The sequence below is a fragment of the Sphingobium estronivorans genome (assembly GCF_008692605.1).
Classification (GTDB): Bacteria; Pseudomonadota; Alphaproteobacteria; order Sphingomonadales; family Sphingomonadaceae; genus Sphingobium; species Sphingobium estronivorans.
Genome location: NZ_LFCT01000004.1, coordinates 132821 through 149155 on the forward strand (window position 1 = coordinate 132821; position 16335 = coordinate 149155).

Below are 16335 nucleotides of genomic sequence, written 5' to 3' on the forward strand. Positions count from 1 at the left end.
CCCCGGTTTGGCAGAAGAACGGTGCCAAATCCATGCCCGCTTATTCCGCTTTGGCACGGAAGCCGAAGTGGACGGCCACCTTGGGATCAAGCCCGGCGCTGCTTTCGCCATTGCCGACGCCAAAGGATGCGCGGGCGATGGTGGCGGACCCTGCAACCTTCCGCGCCTTGCCTGCGCCGGACAGGGTGAAACGAATGCTCTGCGGTTTGCTCACCCCCTTCAGGCTGAGCGTTCCAACAGCCTGATAGCTGTTCGCCCCGGTCTTTTTCGCGCCCTTGGCGGTAAAGACCGCCTTGGGATGCGCAGCGACGCCGAAAAATTCGTCCCCGGCCAGCATCCCGTCCTGGTAGCTGTCGCCCACGCTGGCGCTGGCAAGGTCGATCTCCACGCGGATGTCGGCGCTGTCGGGCCGGTCGGGGTCCATCGCGATCTTCGTTGTCCATTGGGCAAAGCCGCCGCTGATCGTCTCTCCGCCGTTGCCAACGGAAAAGCCGATGCTGCCGCCCGGCTGAACCGCCCAGACCGGCGGCGGCCCCACGGGTTCCTCTTCTGCCACGGCGTTGTCAGCCCCGGTGGGCGCCGCTGCATTGACAACAGTGTCGACGGCCTCCGCGACGGGGGCGGGTGCTTCCTCCTCGACCGGAGCCGGTGCCGCAGCCACCTTGGGGGCGGGCGTCGGCAGGATCACCCGCCCCAGCACGAAGCCGCCCGCGATCAACGCAGGTAGAGCCGCCAGCATCACCGGCGAGCGCGCCGGCATCATCCGCCACAACAGCCCGTCATGCATCAGGAAATGATGCCGCAGCGCCCCTGCGACATGCAGCGCGAACAGCGCAATGCCGATCCAGGCCAGCACCGAATGCGCGGCAAAGGCCGGGTCGTTGGCGCTCATCGGCAAAGGCAGATGGGGGAGGGGAACCACTCCGAAGATCAGCGTCGGCACCTTGACCTTGGCCGTGGACACCAGCGCCCATCCGGTCAGCGGTGCGCCCAGCATGAAGCCATAAAGGCCCGCATGTACCGCCTTGACCAGCATGCCCTGCCATCCCCCCTCAACCGGTGCCGGGCGCGGCTTCCAATAGCGCACGACGATCCGCGCCAGGGTCAGCAGCAGGATCGTGATGCCGATCGACTTGTGCCACTGGAACAGCGCGAAACCGCGCGCGCCCAAATCCTCCAGCGCCCAGCCCACGGCGATCTGAAAGGCGAGCAGGGCGGCGATTGCCCAATGCAGGAAAATGGCAATCCGACTATAGCGTTGCATCGTGGACCCTTGCGCGAAGACTGTGGCGCGGACGCTATGTCGCCACCGCCTTGAAGTCCATTGCTGTCCCTGGAAACGATCCGTTGCGCAGGCCGTATGGCCATTTCCGCCTGTGTCAAAAAGGACGCAGCCTCGTCAATTTGCTGCCCGAAGATTTGCATCCCTGCTCACACGGGTTAAGGAGCATAGGATAAACAGGACATATGGAAAGCAGGACATGGCCAAACCCGAATCCTGGCGTCTGAGCCCGGAAGCCTATCGTTTCGTTACCAGCATCGACACCCGCTTCCAGGACATCGATACCATGGGCCACATCAACAATGTGGCGATTTCCGGGATTTTCGAAACTGCCCGCATCCGTTTCCACCATCATCTGGGCCGCCATCCGCAGGAACAGGGCGTGCGCTGGCTGGTGGCCAATGTGAACCTCAACTTCGTCGAGGAAGCGCACTTTCCCTATCCGTTCGAAGTGCACTGCGCCATCGGCCATATCGGCCGCACCAGCTGGACGATCAGTTCGGCGGGCTTTCAGAAGGGCGTGTGCGTCGCCACCTGCGACACCACTGTCGTCACCCACGGCTCGGAAGGCCGCCGCAGCATCGAGGACACGCTGCGCGAGGCGATGGAGCGCAATTCCATCATCCAGCCTGCCTGACGCTCAGGCAAAACCATCCATGCGGCGGCTCCACTGAAAGGCGATGACCGCGCCCTTGACGGGCTGGATCATCGCCACCGCCAGCAGGATCGCCAGCCCCGGCCACAGCGCCGCCTGCACCCCCAGCGGGATCGCGAACGCCGCATTCACCTCGATCATCAGCGGCACCAATATGTGGCCCAGCAGCAGGATGACGATATAGGCCGGGAAATCGTCCGCCCGCGAAAGGTCCCAGGCCTGGCCGCAATGGCTGCAGGCGGCGCTGGGCTTCAGGAAGCGCGCGAACATCCGCCCCTCGCCGCAGGCCGGGCAGCGGCCGCGCAGCGCCAGCGAAAGTGCCGGGCCAAAGGGACGCGCGGCATCGTCGGGGGAGGGGGAAATATTCATGCCGCCCGCCTCTATGGCCTGCGTCCGGAACAGGCAACAGACAGGATCAGACCTTCCGCCCCGGCAAAAGACTGGTAAGAGGGCGGCCATGCGCCTGCCGGGACCGACCGAAGCCTTTGCCCTGTTCGACGATGCCCGGACGCGTGCGCCGGCGCCCGCGCGCCTCTATCGCGATCCGGTATCGATCATCGCCGCATATCGGCAGGAGGAAGTGCAGCCCGCGCTTGACCGTCTGGCCGAAGCGACGGAGGCCGGCCTCCACGCCGCCGGCTTCCTCAGCTATGAAGCCGGCCTCGCGCTGGAAGACCGCCTCCGCCCGCTCGCCACGCGTTCCCGCGCCGACGCGCCGGGCACGCCGCTGCTCTGGTTCGGCCTGTTCGAAGGGGTGCGGCTGATCGCGTCCGATGCGCTGCCCGACCTGCTGCCCGATCCGGCTTCGGCCCATGTGGATTCGCTGACCCCCCTGATCGACGAAGCGGCCTATCGCGCCGCCTTCGCGCAGGTGCAGGACTATATCCGCGCCGGCGACATCTATCAGGTCAACCTGACCTTTCCCTGTGCGGCGCAGTTCAGCGGCGACCCGATGGCGCTCTATGCCGCGATCCGTCCCCGTCAGAATGCGGGCTATGGCGGCGTCATCCGCACCGGCGACCATAGCATTCTGTCCTTTTCGCCCGAACTGTTCTTCACCCATGTGCGCGGTCAGTTGACCGCCCGCCCCATGAAGGGCACCGCACCGCGCGATGCCGACCCGACGCGCGACGCCGCGCTGCGCGACTGGCTGGAAAGCGATCCCAAGCAGCGCGCCGAAAATCTGATGATCGTCGACCTGCTGCGCAACGACCTCTCCCGCGTCTCCCGCGCCGGCAGCGTGACCGTGCCCGATCTGTTCAAGGTCGAAACCTATCCCACCGTCCACCAACTTGTATCGACAGTCCGCGCCCGGTTGCTGCCCGGCCTTTCGCCGGTGGATGTCCTCCGCGTCCTCTTCCCCTGCGGATCGATCACCGGCGCGCCGAAGGTCCGGGCGATGGAGATCATCGACGCGGTCGAACCCCACCCGCGCGGCGTCTATACCGGCTCCATGGGCTGGATCGATCCGGAGGGCGACGCCGCCTTCAATGTTGCCATCCGCACGATTTGCGTCGAAGAAGGCAGTTCGGAAGGGCGTCTGGGTCTGGGATCGGGCATCGTCGCGGATTCGGAAGTCGCTTCCGAATGGGCGGAATGTCTGGCCAAGGGGCGCTTCCTCACACCGATAGAATAAACGCAGGGAGCGTGATGGGTTTCAATGGCATTGGCTGACGGACGGTTCGACCTGCTGGAAACGATGGCCTTCGATCCCGTCGACGGCATCCGATTGCTGGAATTGCATCTGGAACGGCTGAAGGACAGCGCCGCCGCGCTTGATTTCGCCTTCGACCGCCATGATGTGCGCAACGAACTGCAAGCCGCCACCTTCCGCCTGCGTGAACGCAGCCGCCTGCGCCTGCTCGTCTCGCGCCGAGGCTCCGTCGCCATCGAGGTGCGGGAACATCGTACCTGGCCGCAGGCGATCATGCATGTGGCCTGCGTGCCCCGTCAGGCCCCGGCCAGCGATACGCGCCTGGTGCACAAGACCACCGACCGCGCGCTCTATCGCGACGCGCTGAAGCGCGGCGGCACCTATGAAGTGGTGATGACCGATGAGCAGGGTTATCTGACGGAGGGCAGTTTCTCGTCCATCTTCGTCGAGCGCGGCGACAAGCTGCTGACCCCGCCGCTTTCGCGCGGCCTGCTCCCCGGCGTGCTGCGCCGCAGCCTCCTTGACATGGGCGAGGCGATCGAAGCGGACCTGCGGCCGCGCGACCTGGAAAACGGCTTCTTCATCGGCAATGCGGCGCGCGGCATGGTGGCGGCTTCGCTGGCCCGCTGATGCGATAATCTGCCGTTACGGCCAGCCCGAGGCAACTGGCGGTTGCTCCTTCTTTCGTTGCGCACTAAGGAGCCTCGCGTCCGCTTCATTGCGGACTCAGGGATCTTTTCAGAAAGACTATTGCCATGAGCCAGACTTCCGCTGCCCTCGGTCGCATCCAGCCCTCCGCCACCCTGGCGATGAGCGCGCGCGTGAATGCCCTTAAAGCCGAAGGCGTGGATGTTATTGGTCTGTCCGCCGGCGAACCGGACTTCGACACGCCCGACTTCGTGAAGGAGGCCGGGATCGAGGCGATTCGCAAGAACCTGACCCGCTACACGGACGTCGATGGCACCGCCGACGTCAAGGAAGCCGTCGCGTTCAAGTTCCAGCGCGACAATGGCCTCGTCTACAAGCGCAGCCAGATCAGCGTGAACTCGGGCGGCAAGCACACGCTGTTCAACGCGCTGGTCGCGACCGTCGACGTGGGCGATGAAGTCATCATCCCGGCGCCCTATTGGGTCAGCTATCCCGACATCGTGAACTTCGCGGGCGGCACCCCGGTGTTCATCGAAGGCCCCGCGTCGCAGGGCTACAAGATCACTGCCGCCCAGCTGGAAGCCGCGATCACGCCCCGCACCAAGTGGGTCATGCTGAACTCGCCCTCCAACCCTAGCGGAGCGGCCTATTCGGCGGCGGAACTGAAGGAACTGGGCGAGGTGCTGCTGCGCCATCCGCATGTTCTGGTGATGACCGACGACATGTATGAGCATGTCTGGTACGCGCCGACCCCCTTCGCCACCATCGCGCAGGTCTGCCCGGAGCTGTACGACCGCACGCTGACGGTGAACGGCTGCTCCAAGGCCTTCTCGATGACCGGCTGGCGCATCGGTTTTGCCGGCGGTCCCGAATGGATCATCAAGGCGATGGGCAAGCTCCAGTCGCAGTCGACCAGCAACCCCTGCTCGATCAGCCAGGCCGCCGCCGCCGCCGCGCTGACCGGCCCGCAGGACTTCCTTGAAGAGCGTAACATTGCCTTCAAGAAGCGCCGTGACATGGTTGTCGCCATGCTGAACGATGCGCCGGGCCTCGATTGCCCGACGCCGGAAGGCGCCTTCTACGTCTATCCTGACGCCAGCGGCCTGATCGGCAAGACGACGCCCAAGGGCGAACGGATCGACAGCGACGAGGCGCTGATCGGCTATTTCCTCGACGAAGCCCGCGTGGCTGCCGTGCATGGCGCCGCCTTCGGCCTCTCGCCCGCCTTCCGCATCAGCTACGCGACCTCGGAAGAGGTGCTGCGCAAGGCCTGCACCCGCATCCAGGAAGCCTGCGCTGCCCTGAAGTAAGGGCCGGAACCCTCCTCGTCGCAGATGGGGAGGGGCCTTTGCTGCGAAACGGCGAAGGAGAAAAGGGCCAGCCGCAACGCTGGTGATTTCGCAGCCGATTATCGCAAAATCGGAAACGGAATTTTTCTCCCGCGCCGTCTTGCAGATGGAGCGGCGGGCGCTATATCCCGTTGCGAACCGAAACTGGTTCTGTTCCCGTCATCCATCGCTCCAATCGGCGCGTTGGTCGAACCCCTTCCCACAGGGCGTTCATGCGGAGCTAAACCGCGTAATACTCATCGCCGCCGTCTGGGGCGGCCCAGATGACCGAAAGAAAAACGCCATGACGGCATTTTTGAAATCCGACCTGTTCCTGCGCTTTCTGGGCGGGTTCGCGATCGGCGCGGTCGGCATGTTCGCGCTTCAGCCGAATGACGATCATTCGGTGCTGACGCCGCCCGCCATGGCCGTCTCGGCCAGCGCGGCCTCGGCAGCGGGCCATGCGACGCTCTGACGGCATAGCCCTTGTCTTTCTGGCGGCTCTGGCCGTCGCTTCCCCGCTGCGCGCCGAGCGCCCGGTCCTCGCGCCGGTCCCGGCCGTCGATGCCGCGCCGACCCGCAAGCTCGAAACCGCCGTCTTCGCGGGTGGCTGCTATTGGGGCGTGGAAGGTGTCTTCTCTCACGTAAAGGGCGTGCATCTCGCCGTCTCCGGCTTCGCGGGCGGCCCCCGCGACCGAAAGGTCGATTATGAGCGCGTGAGCGAGGGCGACACCGGCTTCGCCGAGTCCGTCCGCGTCACCTACGATCCCCAGCAGGTCAGCTACGGCACTCTGCTGCGCATCTTTTTCTCGGTAATCGCCGACCCGACGACGCTCAACTATCAGGGACCGGATCACGGCACCCAATATCGCAGCGCGCTCTTTCCCTTGAACGCGGAACAGGAAAAGGCGGGCAAAGCCTATCTGATCCAACTCGGCCAGTCCGGCCTCTGGCAAGGGCCGATCGTCACCCGCCTCGAACGCTTCACCGGCTTTCAGGACGCCGCCGCCGATCACCAGAATTTCCTGACGCGAAACCCGCGCCACCCCTATATCCTGCGCTGGGACATGCCCAAGCTGACGGCGCTGAAGGCCATGTTCCCAACCCTCTACCGCGAGAAACCTTCGGCCTGATTCCTGTGATGGCTCGGTTAGGGTGGTTTGCAGACGCCGCCCCTCCGTCACGTCAACGCCCCCATTGTCACCCCAGCGCAGGCTGGGATGACGACAAGGGGACGGTGGTGCCGGATGATCTGGATGTCCGCAACTGGTCATTGCGGCCTTCGCCCAAATCGGTCCCGGACAACACTCAACTCTTCATCGCTGCTTCGATCAGTGCGCGGCCTTCCTGGCTGTTCCAGTCCATCGCGCCGACCACGCGCGCCATTTCCTTGCCCTGCGCGTCATAGATCACGGTCGTCGGCAGCATGCCGGTGTTGTAATGGAAGCCGAACTGATTTTCCGGGTCGATCCAGCCCTTGAGATGCGGCAGGCGATGCTTCTTGAAGAAAGGCTCGATCACTGCTTCCCCCTGGCTGTCCTGCGAGATGGTGAGGACGGCCAGGCCCTTTTTCCCATATTCCGCCGCCACGGCATCGAGGGTGGGCATTTCCGCGACGCAGGGCGCGCACCATGTCGCCCAGAGATTGACCAGCATCGGCTTGCCCGCAAAGTCGCTGAGCTTCGCGTCGCTGCCGTCCGGGTTCTGGAAGGTGAAATCGGGAGCCGGGGTACCGGCCTTCGACTTGTCGAGCGTGTAGCTGAACTGGCCCCCTTTGCCCGCAACGCCGTTTTGACCCGGTCCGGTCGCCTCGCCGCTGGTGGCGGGGGCCGGCGCATTGGCGTTCGGCCCTTGCCCGGCGGGCGGCGATTGCTTATCGCACGCGGCAAGGCCAGCCAGCAGGAGCAGTGTCATTACGCAGGGCAATGAAGATCGGAATGGAGAAGTTCGCAACGGGGATAGCTCCAACAGCATGTGGGGCGGACGCTTCGCGGCCGGTCCGGCTTCGGTCATGCGGGAGATAAATGCCTCCATCCCGTTCGACAAGCGTCTGTGGAAACAGGATATCGCCGGGTCGAAGGCGCATGTCGCGATGCTGGCCAGGCAGGGCATCGTCGCGCAGGCCGATGCCGACGCGATTTCCGCCGGGCTGGACCAGATCGCCGCCGAATATGAAGCGAACGGCGTTCCGGTCAATCTGGACCTGGAAGACATCCACATGGTCACGGAGTCGCGGCTGGCCGAGCTGATCGGCGCTGCGGCAGGGCGGCTGCACACGGCGCGCTCGCGCAACGACCAGGTGGCGACCGATTTCCGCCTCTGGGTGCGCGACGCCATGGATGAGGTCGATGCCGGGCTGGCCGCCTTGCAGGCGATGCTGCTGACCCGCGCCGAAGAACATGCCGACGCGGTGATGCCGGGCTTCACCCATCTTCAGTCCGCGCAGCCGGTGACGCTGGGCCATCACCTGATGGCTTATTATGAGATGGTGCGGCGCGACCGCAGCCGTTTCGCCGATGCGCGCGAGCGGCTCAACGAATGTCCGCTGGGCGCGGCGGCGCTCGCGGGGACGGGCTTCCCCATCGACCGCCATGCCACGGCGGCGGCACTGGGCTTCGCCAAGCCGACGGACAACAGCCTCGACAGCGTGTCGGATCGCGACTTCGCGCTCGATTATCTGATGGCGGCGACCCAGTGCAGCCTGCACCTTTCGCGCCTGGCCGAAGAATTCATCATCTGGGCGAGCCAGCCCTTCGGCTTCGTCAAGCTGCCCGATGCCTATTCGACCGGCAGCTCGATCATGCCGCAGAAGCGCAACCCCGACGCTGCCGAGTTGGTGCGCGGCCATGCCGGGCGGATCATGGGCTGCATGAACGCGCTGTGCGTCACGATGAAGGGCCTGCCGCTCGCTTATTCCAAGGATATGCAGGACGACAAGCCGCCGGTGTTCGAGGCGCATGATCTGCTGGGCCTTTCCATCGCGGCGATGACCGGGATGATCGAGACCGTCACCTTCCGCACCGACCGGATGCGCGGGCTGGCGGAAAGCGGTTTTGCCACCGCGACCGATCTGGCCGACTGGCTGGTGCGCGAGGGCAATGTGCCTTTCCGCGAGGCGCATCACATCACCGGCCGCGCCGTCGCGGCGGCGGAGGCGGCGGGCGTGCAACTGGCCGATCTGCCCATCGAGACGCTCAAGGGCATTGATGCGCGGATCGATGAGCGTATCTATGCGGTGCTGACGGTCGACGCCTCGGTCGCCAGCCGCAAGAGCCATGGCGGCACGGCGCCCGATCAGGTGCGGGTGCGGATCGCGCAGGCCCAGAAGAACGCGGAAGGGCAGACGAAATGATGGTCGCACGGATCGCCAAGGGGATAGCGCTGGCCGCGCTCGCGCTGGCTTTGGCGTCCTGCGGCGGTCGTCAGCCCCTGAAACCCGCGCAGGGCCAGCGCTTGCCGGCCGTGCCGGTCGGCGCGGCGACCGCTCCTACGGCGGCGCAACTTATCCAGCCGTCCATTCAGGCACGGCCGGAGCGGAACGTTGAGCTGCTGACCCAATCGAAGGAGCGCGGCGACGATCCCTTCAATGTCCCGCCCGAGCACGATCCCCGTTAAGATTGTTTGGGCCCCGTCAAGATTTCTCTAGGATAACAAGCCTTGGACCATTTTACCTATGTCGACGGCGCCATGCAGGTGGAGCAGGTGCCCATGGCGGAGATCGCCGCGCAGGTCGGCACGCCGGTTTATGTCTATTCGACCGCGACGCTGACGCGCCATGTCAATGTGTTCCGTGATGGCTTGTCGCAGCTTGCCGATCCGCTGATCGCCTTTGCGGTGAAGGCCAATCCCAACGCCGCCGTGCTGGCGACGCTGGCGAAGCTGGGCCTTGGCGCGGACGTGGTGTCGGCGGGCGAATTGCTGCGCGCCATCGCGGCGGGGATTCCGGCGGACCGGATCGTCTTTTCGGGAGTTGGCAAGACGGCGGCCGAAATGCGGATCGCGCTGGAGCAGGGCATTTATCAGTTCAATCTGGAGAGCGAACCGGAGGCGGAGATGCTGTCCGAAGTCGCGCTCTCCATGGGGAAGAAGGCGCCTGTCGCCTACCGCATCAACCCCGATGTCGATGCAGGCACCCATGCCAAGATCTCGACCGGCAAGTCGGAAAACAAGTTCGGCATCCCCTATGACCGCGCACTGGCAAGCTATGCCGCGGCCCGTGATCTCCCCGGCCTCGATGTGCAGGGTGTGGCGGTGCATATCGGCAGCCAGCTGACCGACCTCAATCCATTGGAAGCCGCCTTCATCAAGGTCGGTGCGCTGATCGAGAAGCTGCGCGAGGCTGGCCACGACGTCCGCACCGCCGACCTCGGCGGCGGCTTGGGCGTGCCTTATGATCCGTCACAGCCCTTGCCGCCCAGCCCCGCCGATTATGGCGCGATGGTTTGCCAGGTGACGCAGGGCTGGAACGTCCGCCTGATGTTCGAGCCGGGTCGCCTGATCGTCGGCAATGCGGGCGCCCTGCTCTCGCAGGTGGTGCGGGTGAAGCAGGGCGCGCAGGCGCCCTTCGTGATCGTCGATGCGGCGATGAACGACCTGCTGCGGCCGAGCCTTTACGACGCCTGGCACGACATTCGCGCCGTTCACCCGAAGGGCGACCGTGCCGCCGCCAATGTCGTGGGGCCGGTGTGCGAGACGGGCGACACCTTCGCCATGCATCGCGATATGGATGTGGTGGGCGCGGGCGATCTGGTCGCCTTCATGACCGCGGGTGCCTATGGCGCGACCATGGCGAGCACCTACAACAGCCGTGCGCTGACGCCCGAAGTGCTGGTGTCGGGCGATAAATGGGCCGTGGTCCGTGCCCGTCCGCCGATCGAGGCGCTTATCGAGGGTGACAGCATTCCCGATTGGGTGAACGACTGATGCAGAGCCTGCCCGTCTTTCTGCGATTGACGGGCCGGCCTGTCATCCTGACGGGCGAGGGCGAGGCGGCGGATGCCAAGCGCCGGCTGCTTGAACGGGCCGGCGCAAGGGTGGTGGGCGAGGCGGATGACGCGACGCTCGCCATCGTATCGGACGGTGACGAGGCTACCGTTGCCCGGCTCCGGAAGCGCGGCATATGGGTGAATGCGACCGACAAACCGGACCTCTGCGATTTCACCTTGCCAGCCATTGTCGACCGTGAGCCGGTACTGATCGCCATCGGCACGGGGGGCGCTTCTGCGGGGCTGGCCAAGGCGCTGCGCCAGCGGATCGAGGCTTTGCTGCCCACGCGATTGGGCGCGCTGGCGATGGCGCTCCACGATGCCCGCGGCGCGATCCGGGCGCGCTGGCCTGATGCCGCGGCGCGGCGGCGGGCCATCGATGCCGGGCTGGCGGCGGGCGGGATGATCGATCCGTTGTCGGACAAGGCTGCCGATACTGTGCCGGAATGGGTCGGCGGAGGGGCCGATGTGAGGGGCGACCGGCGCGAATCGATCAAGCTGCTCTCTGCCGACCCCGACGATCTGACACTGCGCGCCGCGCGCCTGCTGGGCGAGGCGGATCGCGTCTATCATGCGCCGGATGTGCCCGCCGCGATCCTCGACCGGGCGCGGGCCGATGCGGTCCGTATCGCGGCCAGCACCATGCCCGACGAACCGGGCGGGGGCCTGTCGCTCTGGCTGGAGATGATGCCATAAGCCGGGTTTTTCTCTTCGACGGAGCCAAGGCGCACGAAATCTCGCTGGAGGACTTCTGCGCGCGGACCGAAGATGCGCCGTTCAGTTGGGTCCATGCCGATGGCTGGCGGGAGGATGCCCGTGCCGTCGCCGCTCGCTGCGACCATATGCCCCCGGCGGCGCTGTCCGCCCTGCTGGCGCAGGAAACCCGCCCGCGCTGCACGCTGATGGGGCGTGGCGCGCTGGTCAATCTGCGCGGGCTGGGTGCGGGTGATGACGATAGCGGCGATCCCCTGGTGTCGATCCGCCTGTGGGCGGAGCAGGCACGGGTCATTTCGGTGAGCTATCGCCCGCTCGCCGCGATGGAGCCGGTCATGGCGCAGATGCTCGCCGGAAAGGTCCGCGATCCGGGCGACCTGATCGCCGCCTTCGCCCAGCAGATCACCGAGGCGCTGGACCCGGAGGTCGCGGATCTGGGCGACGGGCTGGATGAGATCGAAAGCGCGCTTACCCAGCATGGGCCGGCGGAGGCACGGCGGCGCGTATCGGACATCCGCGCGACGGCGATCAGCTATCGCCGCTTCATCGCGCCGCAGCGGCAGGCGCTGGAACGGCTGTCGGCGGCGGAGGCGGAGTGGCTGGAACCCGATGACCGGCTGCATCTGCAGGAAGCTGCGGATCGCTGTGCCCGCATGGCCGAGGAACTGGAGGCGGTGCGCGAACGCTCCGCGCTGGCGCATGAAGAACTGACCGACCTGCGCGCGGAACAGATGAACCGGCAGGCACTCATCATTTCCATCGTCGCGCTGGTGTTCCTGCCACTGACCTTTCTGACCGGCCTGCTGGGCATGAATGTCGAGGGGATTCCCTTCGCCCATGCGCCCTGGGCCTTCTGGGGCGTGGTCGGGGTTTGCGTCGCGATGGCGGCGGGGATCGGCGGCTGGTTCGTCGCGACCCAATGGCTGAAATAGGCGTGCCTCATCGCGCGCGGCCCTAATTGCGCGAGGTGTTGAGCCGATCAATCTCGTCATGCAGCGCCTGGATCGAGGAGACCAGCCGTGCCCGGTCCGCCTGCATCTCCGCCAGCGCGTCGCGCGTTTCACCCAGTTCCAGAGCGCGGCGCGCGATGCGCGCGTCCAATTCGGCATTGTGCCGGGTCAGCACGCCCAATTGTTCCGCGCGGGCGCAGAGATGGCGCAGGCGGGCGTCGAGCAGGTCGAAATCATAGGGTTTCACCACATGATCGTCGGCGCCGGCGTCCAGCGCCTCGACGGCGGATACGGTTTCCTGCCGCCCGCCGATCATCACGAAACAGCTGTTTTCCGCCAAAGCCGCCGCGCGGATCTTCCGCATCGTCGCGATGGCGGGCAGCAAGGTCAGCCCCATGTCGATCAGGATGACGTCCGCCGGCCGCGTCACCAGCAGGGAGAGGGCGGCAAAGCCGTTTTCGGCCAGCGCGACATCATAGCCCAGATGCGACAGCCGCCGCGCGACGACGGCGCGGGAGGTCGCGTCCTCATCCACCAGCAACAGCCGCAACCGGCGCGCGGCGCGGGCATCGTCCGGGACTTGTCCTTGCCGGGGGCGGCGGATCGCATCGCGTTTCCAAAACTGCATGACGTTCACCTCCTGCGGCGGACAGGCTAGGCGGCGCGCGCAAAGAAATGGTTAACGGTCAGGCGGGGCGGGCGTCCGGCGCATAGGCCCGCAGGAAGCAATCGAGGGCGAAGCTGACATCGGCGTCGATCTGCGCCTCTGTGGGCCGGACGATCTGTCCCATCAGCATCAACTGATGGCAGCCCGAAAGCAGCAGCGTCATGAAGGTGCGCGCCGCCTGTTCCGGGTCTGCCCTGCGCAAAAGGCCACGGTCCATCGCCTGGTCCAGAAAGGCCGCGACCAACAGGCGAGTATGCCGGGGCGCAAGATTATAGAATATCGCGCCCATTTCGGGAAAGCGTCCCGCTTCCGACGTGACCAGCCGATTCAGCGCAATGGCATCGGGCGACGTCACCTTGTCCAGCAGGTTGATCCCCAGCTTGCGCAGCGTTCCGTCAAGGTCGCCCTGGGGATCGAGGATCGCCGCCAGACGCCCGCGATAGGCGGTTGTCGCATCCTCCAGAACGGCGGAGAACAGCGCCTCCTTGGAGGGGAAATAGCTCCACAGCGTTCCCTTCGACCCGCCCATTTCCGCCGCGATCGACGACATGGTCGTGGCCGCATAGCCATTGTTCAGGAAGGACCGGGCCGCCACCTCCAATATCGCCTTGCGCCGGTCGCGGCGGCGCGCCTCCCGGCGGCTGAGGGTGGAATCGCAACTCGTCATAAAAGCGTACCATATAGTACGCTATTTCTGTTGACAAGGATTTGCAACGGGAGCAAACGCCCATTTCATACTATCTGGTACGGTTTGATATGCCCGTGAGTCGTCCCTTGCGCCGCTCTGCCCTTTTGTGCCGCGCCACCCCGGTGGCGCTGTCCGCATTGCTGCTGTCCGCCTGTGCGGCGGTGCCCGATCTCGGCCCCAAACCGGTCGTGCGCACGCCTGACAGCATTGCGGCGGAGCGCAGCCTTCAGGCTGGCGCCGTGACCCAATGGCCGTCCGAAGGCTGGTGGCAGGCATACGGCGATCCGCAACTCGATGCGCTGATCGAGGAAGGCCTGAAGGGATCGCCCGATGTCGCTGCCGCCGCCGCCCGGTTCCGGCAGGCTGGCGCCGTCGCGCAGCAGGCGGGGGCGCCGTTGCTGCCCTCGGTCGATCTGGACGCGAAGGGGGGCGTCACCAAGTCCAGCTACAATATGGGCATGCCCAAGGAATTCGTGCCCAAGGGCTGGCTCGGCACGGGTCAGGTGGCGCTGAATTTCGGCTTCGACCTTGATCTGTGGGGCAAGAATCGCGCGGCGCTGGCGGCGGCAACGTCGGAAGCGCGGGCAGCGGAGATCGATGCCCGGCAGGCGCGGCTGGCGCTGGCGACCGGGGTGGCCGATGCCTATGCCGACCTCGCCCGGCTCTATGATGAGCGGGATATTCAGGCCCGCGCGCTGGAAATTCGCACCGCCAGCCGGAAGCTGGTGGCGGATCGCCGTGCCAATGGGCTGGAAACGCGCGGCAGCGAGCGGCAGGCCGATGCCACCGTGTCCTCCGCCAAGGCGCAACTCGCCGCCGCCGATCAGGCAATTGCGGTGCGTCAGCACCAGATCGCGGCGCTGATCGGTGCCGGGCCGGACCGGGGCATCGCCATGGAGCGGCCCAAGCTGGGCGCGATTGCCCCGCTCGGTCTGCCCGCCGATGTCACCACCAATCTGGTCGCACGCCGCCCGGACATTGCCGCCGCGCTTGCCCGGACGGAAGCCGCCGCCAAGCGGATCAAGGTGGCGCGGGCCGATTTCTTCCCTGCCATCCGCCTGAGCGCGCTGATCGGGGTGCAGTCGCTGGGTTATCAGACGCTGCTTCAGGGTAGCCAGTTTGTCGGTGGGCCCAGCCCCTTCACGGATACGCTGTTCAAGAAGGACTCGCTGTTCGGCAGTGCCGGGCCGGCGGTCAGCCTGCCGATCTTCCATGGCGGTGCGCTCAGCGGCCAGTATCGGGGCGTCCGCGCCGCCTATGATGAGGCGGTGGCATCCTACGACAAGACCGTTCTGGGCGCCTATCGGGAGGTTGCCGATGCCGTGACCGGGCGCCAGACGCTGGATCAGCGGCTGGCCGACGCCCGCGCGGGGCTGGCCGCGTCCGAGGAAGCCTATGGCATCGCCCGCCAGCGTTATGAAGGCGGCCTCAACACCTATCTTGACGTGCTGAATGTGGAGGACCAGCTTTTGGCCACCCGTCAGGCCGTCGCCGAGCTGGAGGCGAGCGCCTTCACGCTCGACATTGCCCTTATTCGCGCGCTGGGCGGCGGATTTGCCGCCAGCGTCCCTTCCAAGGATATTCCCAATGGCTGACGCCACGCCCGAATTCACCGCGCAAGCGAGCAAGGCCGAAACGGCCGACGATGCCGCCGCGCAGCGTCAGGAAAACCGGAAGAAATGGCTGGTGCGGCTGGCTTTGGCCGTACTGATTGTCGGCGCGGCCTATGCGCTCTGGTATCTGCTTGTGGGCCGCAACCATGTCAGCACCGACAATGCCTATGTGAATGCGGAGGTGGCGCAGGTGACGCCGCTGATTTCCGCCCAGGCGGTCGAGATACTCGTGACCGATACGCAATCGGTCAAGCGCGGCGACATATTGGTGAAGCTCGATCCGACCAACGCCCGGATCGCCGTGGCGCAGGCGGAGGCCGATCTTGCCGAAGCGCGTCGCCGCTTCCGCCAGACGGTCGCGACCAGCGGTGCACTGGCCGCGCAGGTCGACGCCCGCGGCGCCGACATCGCGCAGGCCCGCGCGCAACTGGCGACGGCGCAGGCCGATTTCGACAAGGCCCGCATCGACCTCAAGCGGCGCGAAGCGCTGGCCCCCAACGGCGCCGTCTCCGGCGAGGAACTGACCAGCGCGCGCAAGGGCTATGCAGCGGCGCAGGCGGCGCTGGATCAGGCGCGGGCCGGCGTGGCGACGGCGGAGGCGACGCGCGGCGCGGCCACCGGCCAACTCGCGGCCAATGACGCGCTCGTGCGCGGATCGACCATCGACACCGATCCCGCCGTGCTGGCGGCCAAGGCAAAGCTGGACAATGCCCGGCTGGACCTCGACCGCTCGATCATCCGCGCGCCGATCGACGGCGTGGTGACGCGGCGGTCGGTGCAGGTCGGCCAGCGCGTCGCGCAGGGCACGCCGATCATGAGCATCGTCCCGCTCGCGCAGGTCTATGTCGACGCCAATTTCAAGGAACGCCAGCTGGGCCGGGTGAAGGTGGGCATGCCCGCCACCGTCACGTCCGACCTGTATGGCAGCGGCGTCGTCTATCATGGCAAGGTCGTCGGCTTTTCCGGCGGCACGGGGTCGTCCATGGCGCTGATCCCGGCGCAGAACGCGACCGGCAACTGGATCAAGGTGGTGCAACGCCTGCCCGTGCGTATCGCGCTCGACCCCAGGGAACTGGCCGCGCACCCGTTGCGCGTCGGCCTTTCCATGGACGCCGAGATCGATCTTTCCGGCGAATAAGGAAGCTTTTTCC

General features: G+C 66.2%; 18 protein-coding genes. 13 read left to right on the forward strand and 5 right to left on the reverse strand.

The genetic code is table 11. From position 1 onward, the window contains the following. Positions 1-40: 40 nt before the first annotated feature. Complete coding sequence (locus F7P65_RS04640) at positions 41-1264, reverse strand: cytochrome b/b6 domain-containing protein (protein WP_150290589.1); 1224 nt, start codon at positions 1262-1264, stop codon at positions 41-43. A 217-nt stretch (positions 1265-1481) separates the two neighbouring features. Here F7P65_RS04640 and F7P65_RS04645 point away from each other — a divergent pair, with 217 nt between their 5' ends. Further along, positions 1482-1919 carry an acyl-CoA thioesterase gene (locus tag F7P65_RS04645; protein ID WP_150290590.1) on the forward strand — a complete coding sequence of 146 codons (438 nt, stop codon included), beginning with the start codon at positions 1482-1484 and terminating at the stop codon, positions 1917-1919. Between the two features lie 3 nt (positions 1920-1922). Here F7P65_RS04645 and F7P65_RS04650 read toward each other — a convergent pair whose 3' ends face one another. Beyond that, positions 1923-2306 carry a DUF983 domain-containing protein gene (locus F7P65_RS04650; protein ID WP_150290591.1) on the reverse strand — a complete coding sequence of 128 codons (384 nt, stop codon included), beginning with the start codon at positions 2304-2306 and terminating at the stop codon, positions 1923-1925. A gap of 88 nt (positions 2307-2394) precedes the next feature. Here F7P65_RS04650 and pabB point away from each other — a divergent pair, with 88 nt between their 5' ends. From pabB to msrA, 5 genes are all read left to right on the forward strand, one after another. Next, positions 2395-3573: an aminodeoxychorismate synthase component I gene (gene pabB, locus F7P65_RS04655; protein ID WP_150290592.1), complete on the forward strand. Its 1179-nt coding sequence runs from the start codon at positions 2395-2397 to the stop codon at positions 3571-3573. Positions 3574-3597: 24 nt separating this feature from the next. Next, the gene (locus F7P65_RS04660) at positions 3598-4221 is read left to right on the forward strand and encodes an aminotransferase class IV (RefSeq protein WP_150290593.1); all 624 of its coding nucleotides are present in this window, start codon (positions 3598-3600) and stop codon (positions 4219-4221) included. Positions 4222-4346: 125 nt separating this feature from the next. Then, positions 4347-5549, forward strand: coding sequence for a pyridoxal phosphate-dependent aminotransferase (locus tag F7P65_RS04665; RefSeq protein WP_150290594.1), 1203 nt, complete (start codon positions 4347-4349; stop codon positions 5547-5549). 322 nt (positions 5550-5871) lie between these two features. Beyond that, complete coding sequence (locus tag F7P65_RS21960; protein ID WP_162854533.1) at positions 5872-6042, forward strand: hypothetical protein; 171 nt, start codon at positions 5872-5874, stop codon at positions 6040-6042. Next, positions 6029-6700: a peptide-methionine (S)-S-oxide reductase MsrA gene (gene msrA, locus F7P65_RS04670; RefSeq protein ID WP_150290595.1), complete on the forward strand. Its 672-nt coding sequence runs from the start codon at positions 6029-6031 to the stop codon at positions 6698-6700. The genes F7P65_RS21960 and msrA overlap by 14 nt, the downstream gene beginning before the upstream one ends. 175 nt (positions 6701-6875) lie before the next feature. Here msrA and F7P65_RS04675 read toward each other — a convergent pair whose 3' ends face one another. Further along, positions 6876-7481 (reverse strand): TlpA family protein disulfide reductase, encoded by a 606-nt coding sequence (locus F7P65_RS04675; protein ID WP_205451921.1) that lies wholly within the window; start codon positions 7479-7481, stop codon positions 6876-6878. Positions 7482-7539: 58 nt separating this feature from the next. On the opposite strand from F7P65_RS04675, the gene argH reads away from it, so the two are divergent. Genes argH through F7P65_RS04700 form a run of 5 tightly spaced genes read left to right on the forward strand, consistent with a single transcriptional unit; the run spans position 7540 to position 12198 of the window. Further along, positions 7540-8919 (forward strand): argininosuccinate lyase, encoded by a 1380-nt coding sequence (gene argH / locus F7P65_RS04680; RefSeq protein ID WP_150290596.1) that lies wholly within the window; start codon positions 7540-7542, stop codon positions 8917-8919. Beyond that, positions 8919-9182 (forward strand): hypothetical protein, encoded by a 264-nt coding sequence (locus F7P65_RS04685; RefSeq protein WP_150290683.1) that lies wholly within the window; start codon positions 8919-8921, stop codon positions 9180-9182. Before argH ends, F7P65_RS04685 begins: the two co-directional genes overlap by 1 nt. A gap of 42 nt (positions 9183-9224) precedes the next feature. After that, positions 9225-10490 carry a diaminopimelate decarboxylase gene (gene lysA / locus F7P65_RS04690; protein WP_150290597.1) on the forward strand — a complete coding sequence of 422 codons (1266 nt, stop codon included), beginning with the start codon at positions 9225-9227 and terminating at the stop codon, positions 10488-10490. Continuing rightward, entirely contained in the window at positions 10490-11248 is a 759-nt protein-coding gene (locus F7P65_RS04695) for a siroheme synthase (RefSeq protein ID WP_150290598.1), read from the forward strand. The genes lysA and F7P65_RS04695 overlap by 1 nt, the downstream gene beginning before the upstream one ends. Further along, positions 11245-12198, forward strand: coding sequence for a zinc transporter ZntB (locus tag F7P65_RS04700; RefSeq protein WP_150290684.1), 954 nt, complete (start codon positions 11245-11247; stop codon positions 12196-12198). The genes F7P65_RS04695 and F7P65_RS04700 overlap by 4 nt, the downstream gene beginning before the upstream one ends. Positions 12199-12220: 22 nt before the next feature. On the opposite strand, the gene F7P65_RS04705 is transcribed toward F7P65_RS04700, so the two are convergent. Both F7P65_RS04705 and F7P65_RS04710 read right to left on the reverse strand, forming a co-directional pair. Further along, the gene (locus F7P65_RS04705) at positions 12221-12844 is read right to left on the reverse strand and encodes a response regulator transcription factor (RefSeq protein WP_150290599.1); all 624 of its coding nucleotides are present in this window, start codon (positions 12842-12844) and stop codon (positions 12221-12223) included. A gap of 58 nt (positions 12845-12902) precedes the next feature. Next, positions 12903-13550: a TetR/AcrR family transcriptional regulator gene (locus F7P65_RS04710; RefSeq protein ID WP_162854534.1), complete on the reverse strand. Its 648-nt coding sequence runs from the start codon at positions 13548-13550 to the stop codon at positions 12903-12905. 89 nt (positions 13551-13639) lie between these two features. Here F7P65_RS04710 and F7P65_RS04715 point away from each other — a divergent pair, with 89 nt between their 5' ends. Both F7P65_RS04715 and F7P65_RS04720 read left to right on the forward strand, forming a co-directional pair. Then, positions 13640-15166 (forward strand): efflux transporter outer membrane subunit, encoded by a 1527-nt coding sequence (locus F7P65_RS04715; RefSeq protein WP_150290600.1) that lies wholly within the window; start codon positions 13640-13642, stop codon positions 15164-15166. Further along, on the forward strand, positions 15159-16322 hold the full coding sequence (locus F7P65_RS04720; protein ID WP_150290601.1) for an EmrA/EmrK family multidrug efflux transporter periplasmic adaptor subunit: 1164 nt from the start codon (positions 15159-15161) through the stop codon (positions 16320-16322). The genes F7P65_RS04715 and F7P65_RS04720 overlap by 8 nt, the downstream gene beginning before the upstream one ends. The last annotated feature ends 13 nt before the right edge of the window (positions 16323-16335 follow it).

Excerpts from the sequence above, each read along its gene's own strand:
- F7P65_RS04695 (WP_150290598.1), top strand. The coding sequence starts at position 10,490 with ATGCAGAGCCTGCCCGTCTTTCTGCGATTGACGGGCCGGCCTGTCATC.
- F7P65_RS04705 (WP_150290599.1), bottom strand. The coding sequence starts at position 12,844 with ATGCAGTTTTGGAAACGCGATGCGATCCGCCGCCCCCGGCAAGGACAA.
- argH (WP_150290596.1), top strand. The coding sequence starts at position 7,540 with ATGTGGGGCGGACGCTTCGCGGCCGGTCCGGCTTCGGTCATGCGGGAG.
- msrA (WP_150290595.1), top strand. The coding sequence starts at position 6,029 with ATGCGACGCTCTGACGGCATAGCCCTTGTCTTTCTGGCGGCTCTGGCC.
- F7P65_RS04645 (WP_150290590.1), top strand. The coding sequence starts at position 1,482 with ATGGCCAAACCCGAATCCTGGCGTCTGAGCCCGGAAGCCTATCGTTTC.
- F7P65_RS04640 (WP_150290589.1), bottom strand. The coding sequence starts at position 1,264 with ATGCAACGCTATAGTCGGATTGCCATTTTCCTGCATTGGGCAATCGCC.
- pabB (WP_150290592.1), top strand. The coding sequence starts at position 2,395 with ATGCGCCTGCCGGGACCGACCGAAGCCTTTGCCCTGTTCGACGATGCC.
- F7P65_RS04685 (WP_150290683.1), top strand. The coding sequence starts at position 8,919 with ATGGTCGCACGGATCGCCAAGGGGATAGCGCTGGCCGCGCTCGCGCTG.
- F7P65_RS04715 (WP_150290600.1), top strand. The coding sequence starts at position 13,640 with ATGCCCGTGAGTCGTCCCTTGCGCCGCTCTGCCCTTTTGTGCCGCGCC.
- F7P65_RS21960 (WP_162854533.1), top strand. The coding sequence starts at position 5,872 with ATGACGGCATTTTTGAAATCCGACCTGTTCCTGCGCTTTCTGGGCGGG.
- F7P65_RS04675 (WP_205451921.1), bottom strand. The coding sequence starts at position 7,481 with ATGACACTGCTCCTGCTGGCTGGCCTTGCCGCGTGCGATAAGCAATCG.
- F7P65_RS04720 (WP_150290601.1), top strand. The coding sequence starts at position 15,159 with ATGGCTGACGCCACGCCCGAATTCACCGCGCAAGCGAGCAAGGCCGAA.
- F7P65_RS04660 (WP_150290593.1), top strand. The coding sequence starts at position 3,598 with ATGGCATTGGCTGACGGACGGTTCGACCTGCTGGAAACGATGGCCTTC.
- F7P65_RS04665 (WP_150290594.1), top strand. The coding sequence starts at position 4,347 with ATGAGCCAGACTTCCGCTGCCCTCGGTCGCATCCAGCCCTCCGCCACC.
- F7P65_RS04710 (WP_162854534.1), bottom strand. The coding sequence starts at position 13,550 with ATGACGAGTTGCGATTCCACCCTCAGCCGCCGGGAGGCGCGCCGCCGC.
- F7P65_RS04650 (WP_150290591.1), bottom strand. The coding sequence starts at position 2,306 with ATGAATATTTCCCCCTCCCCCGACGATGCCGCGCGTCCCTTTGGCCCG.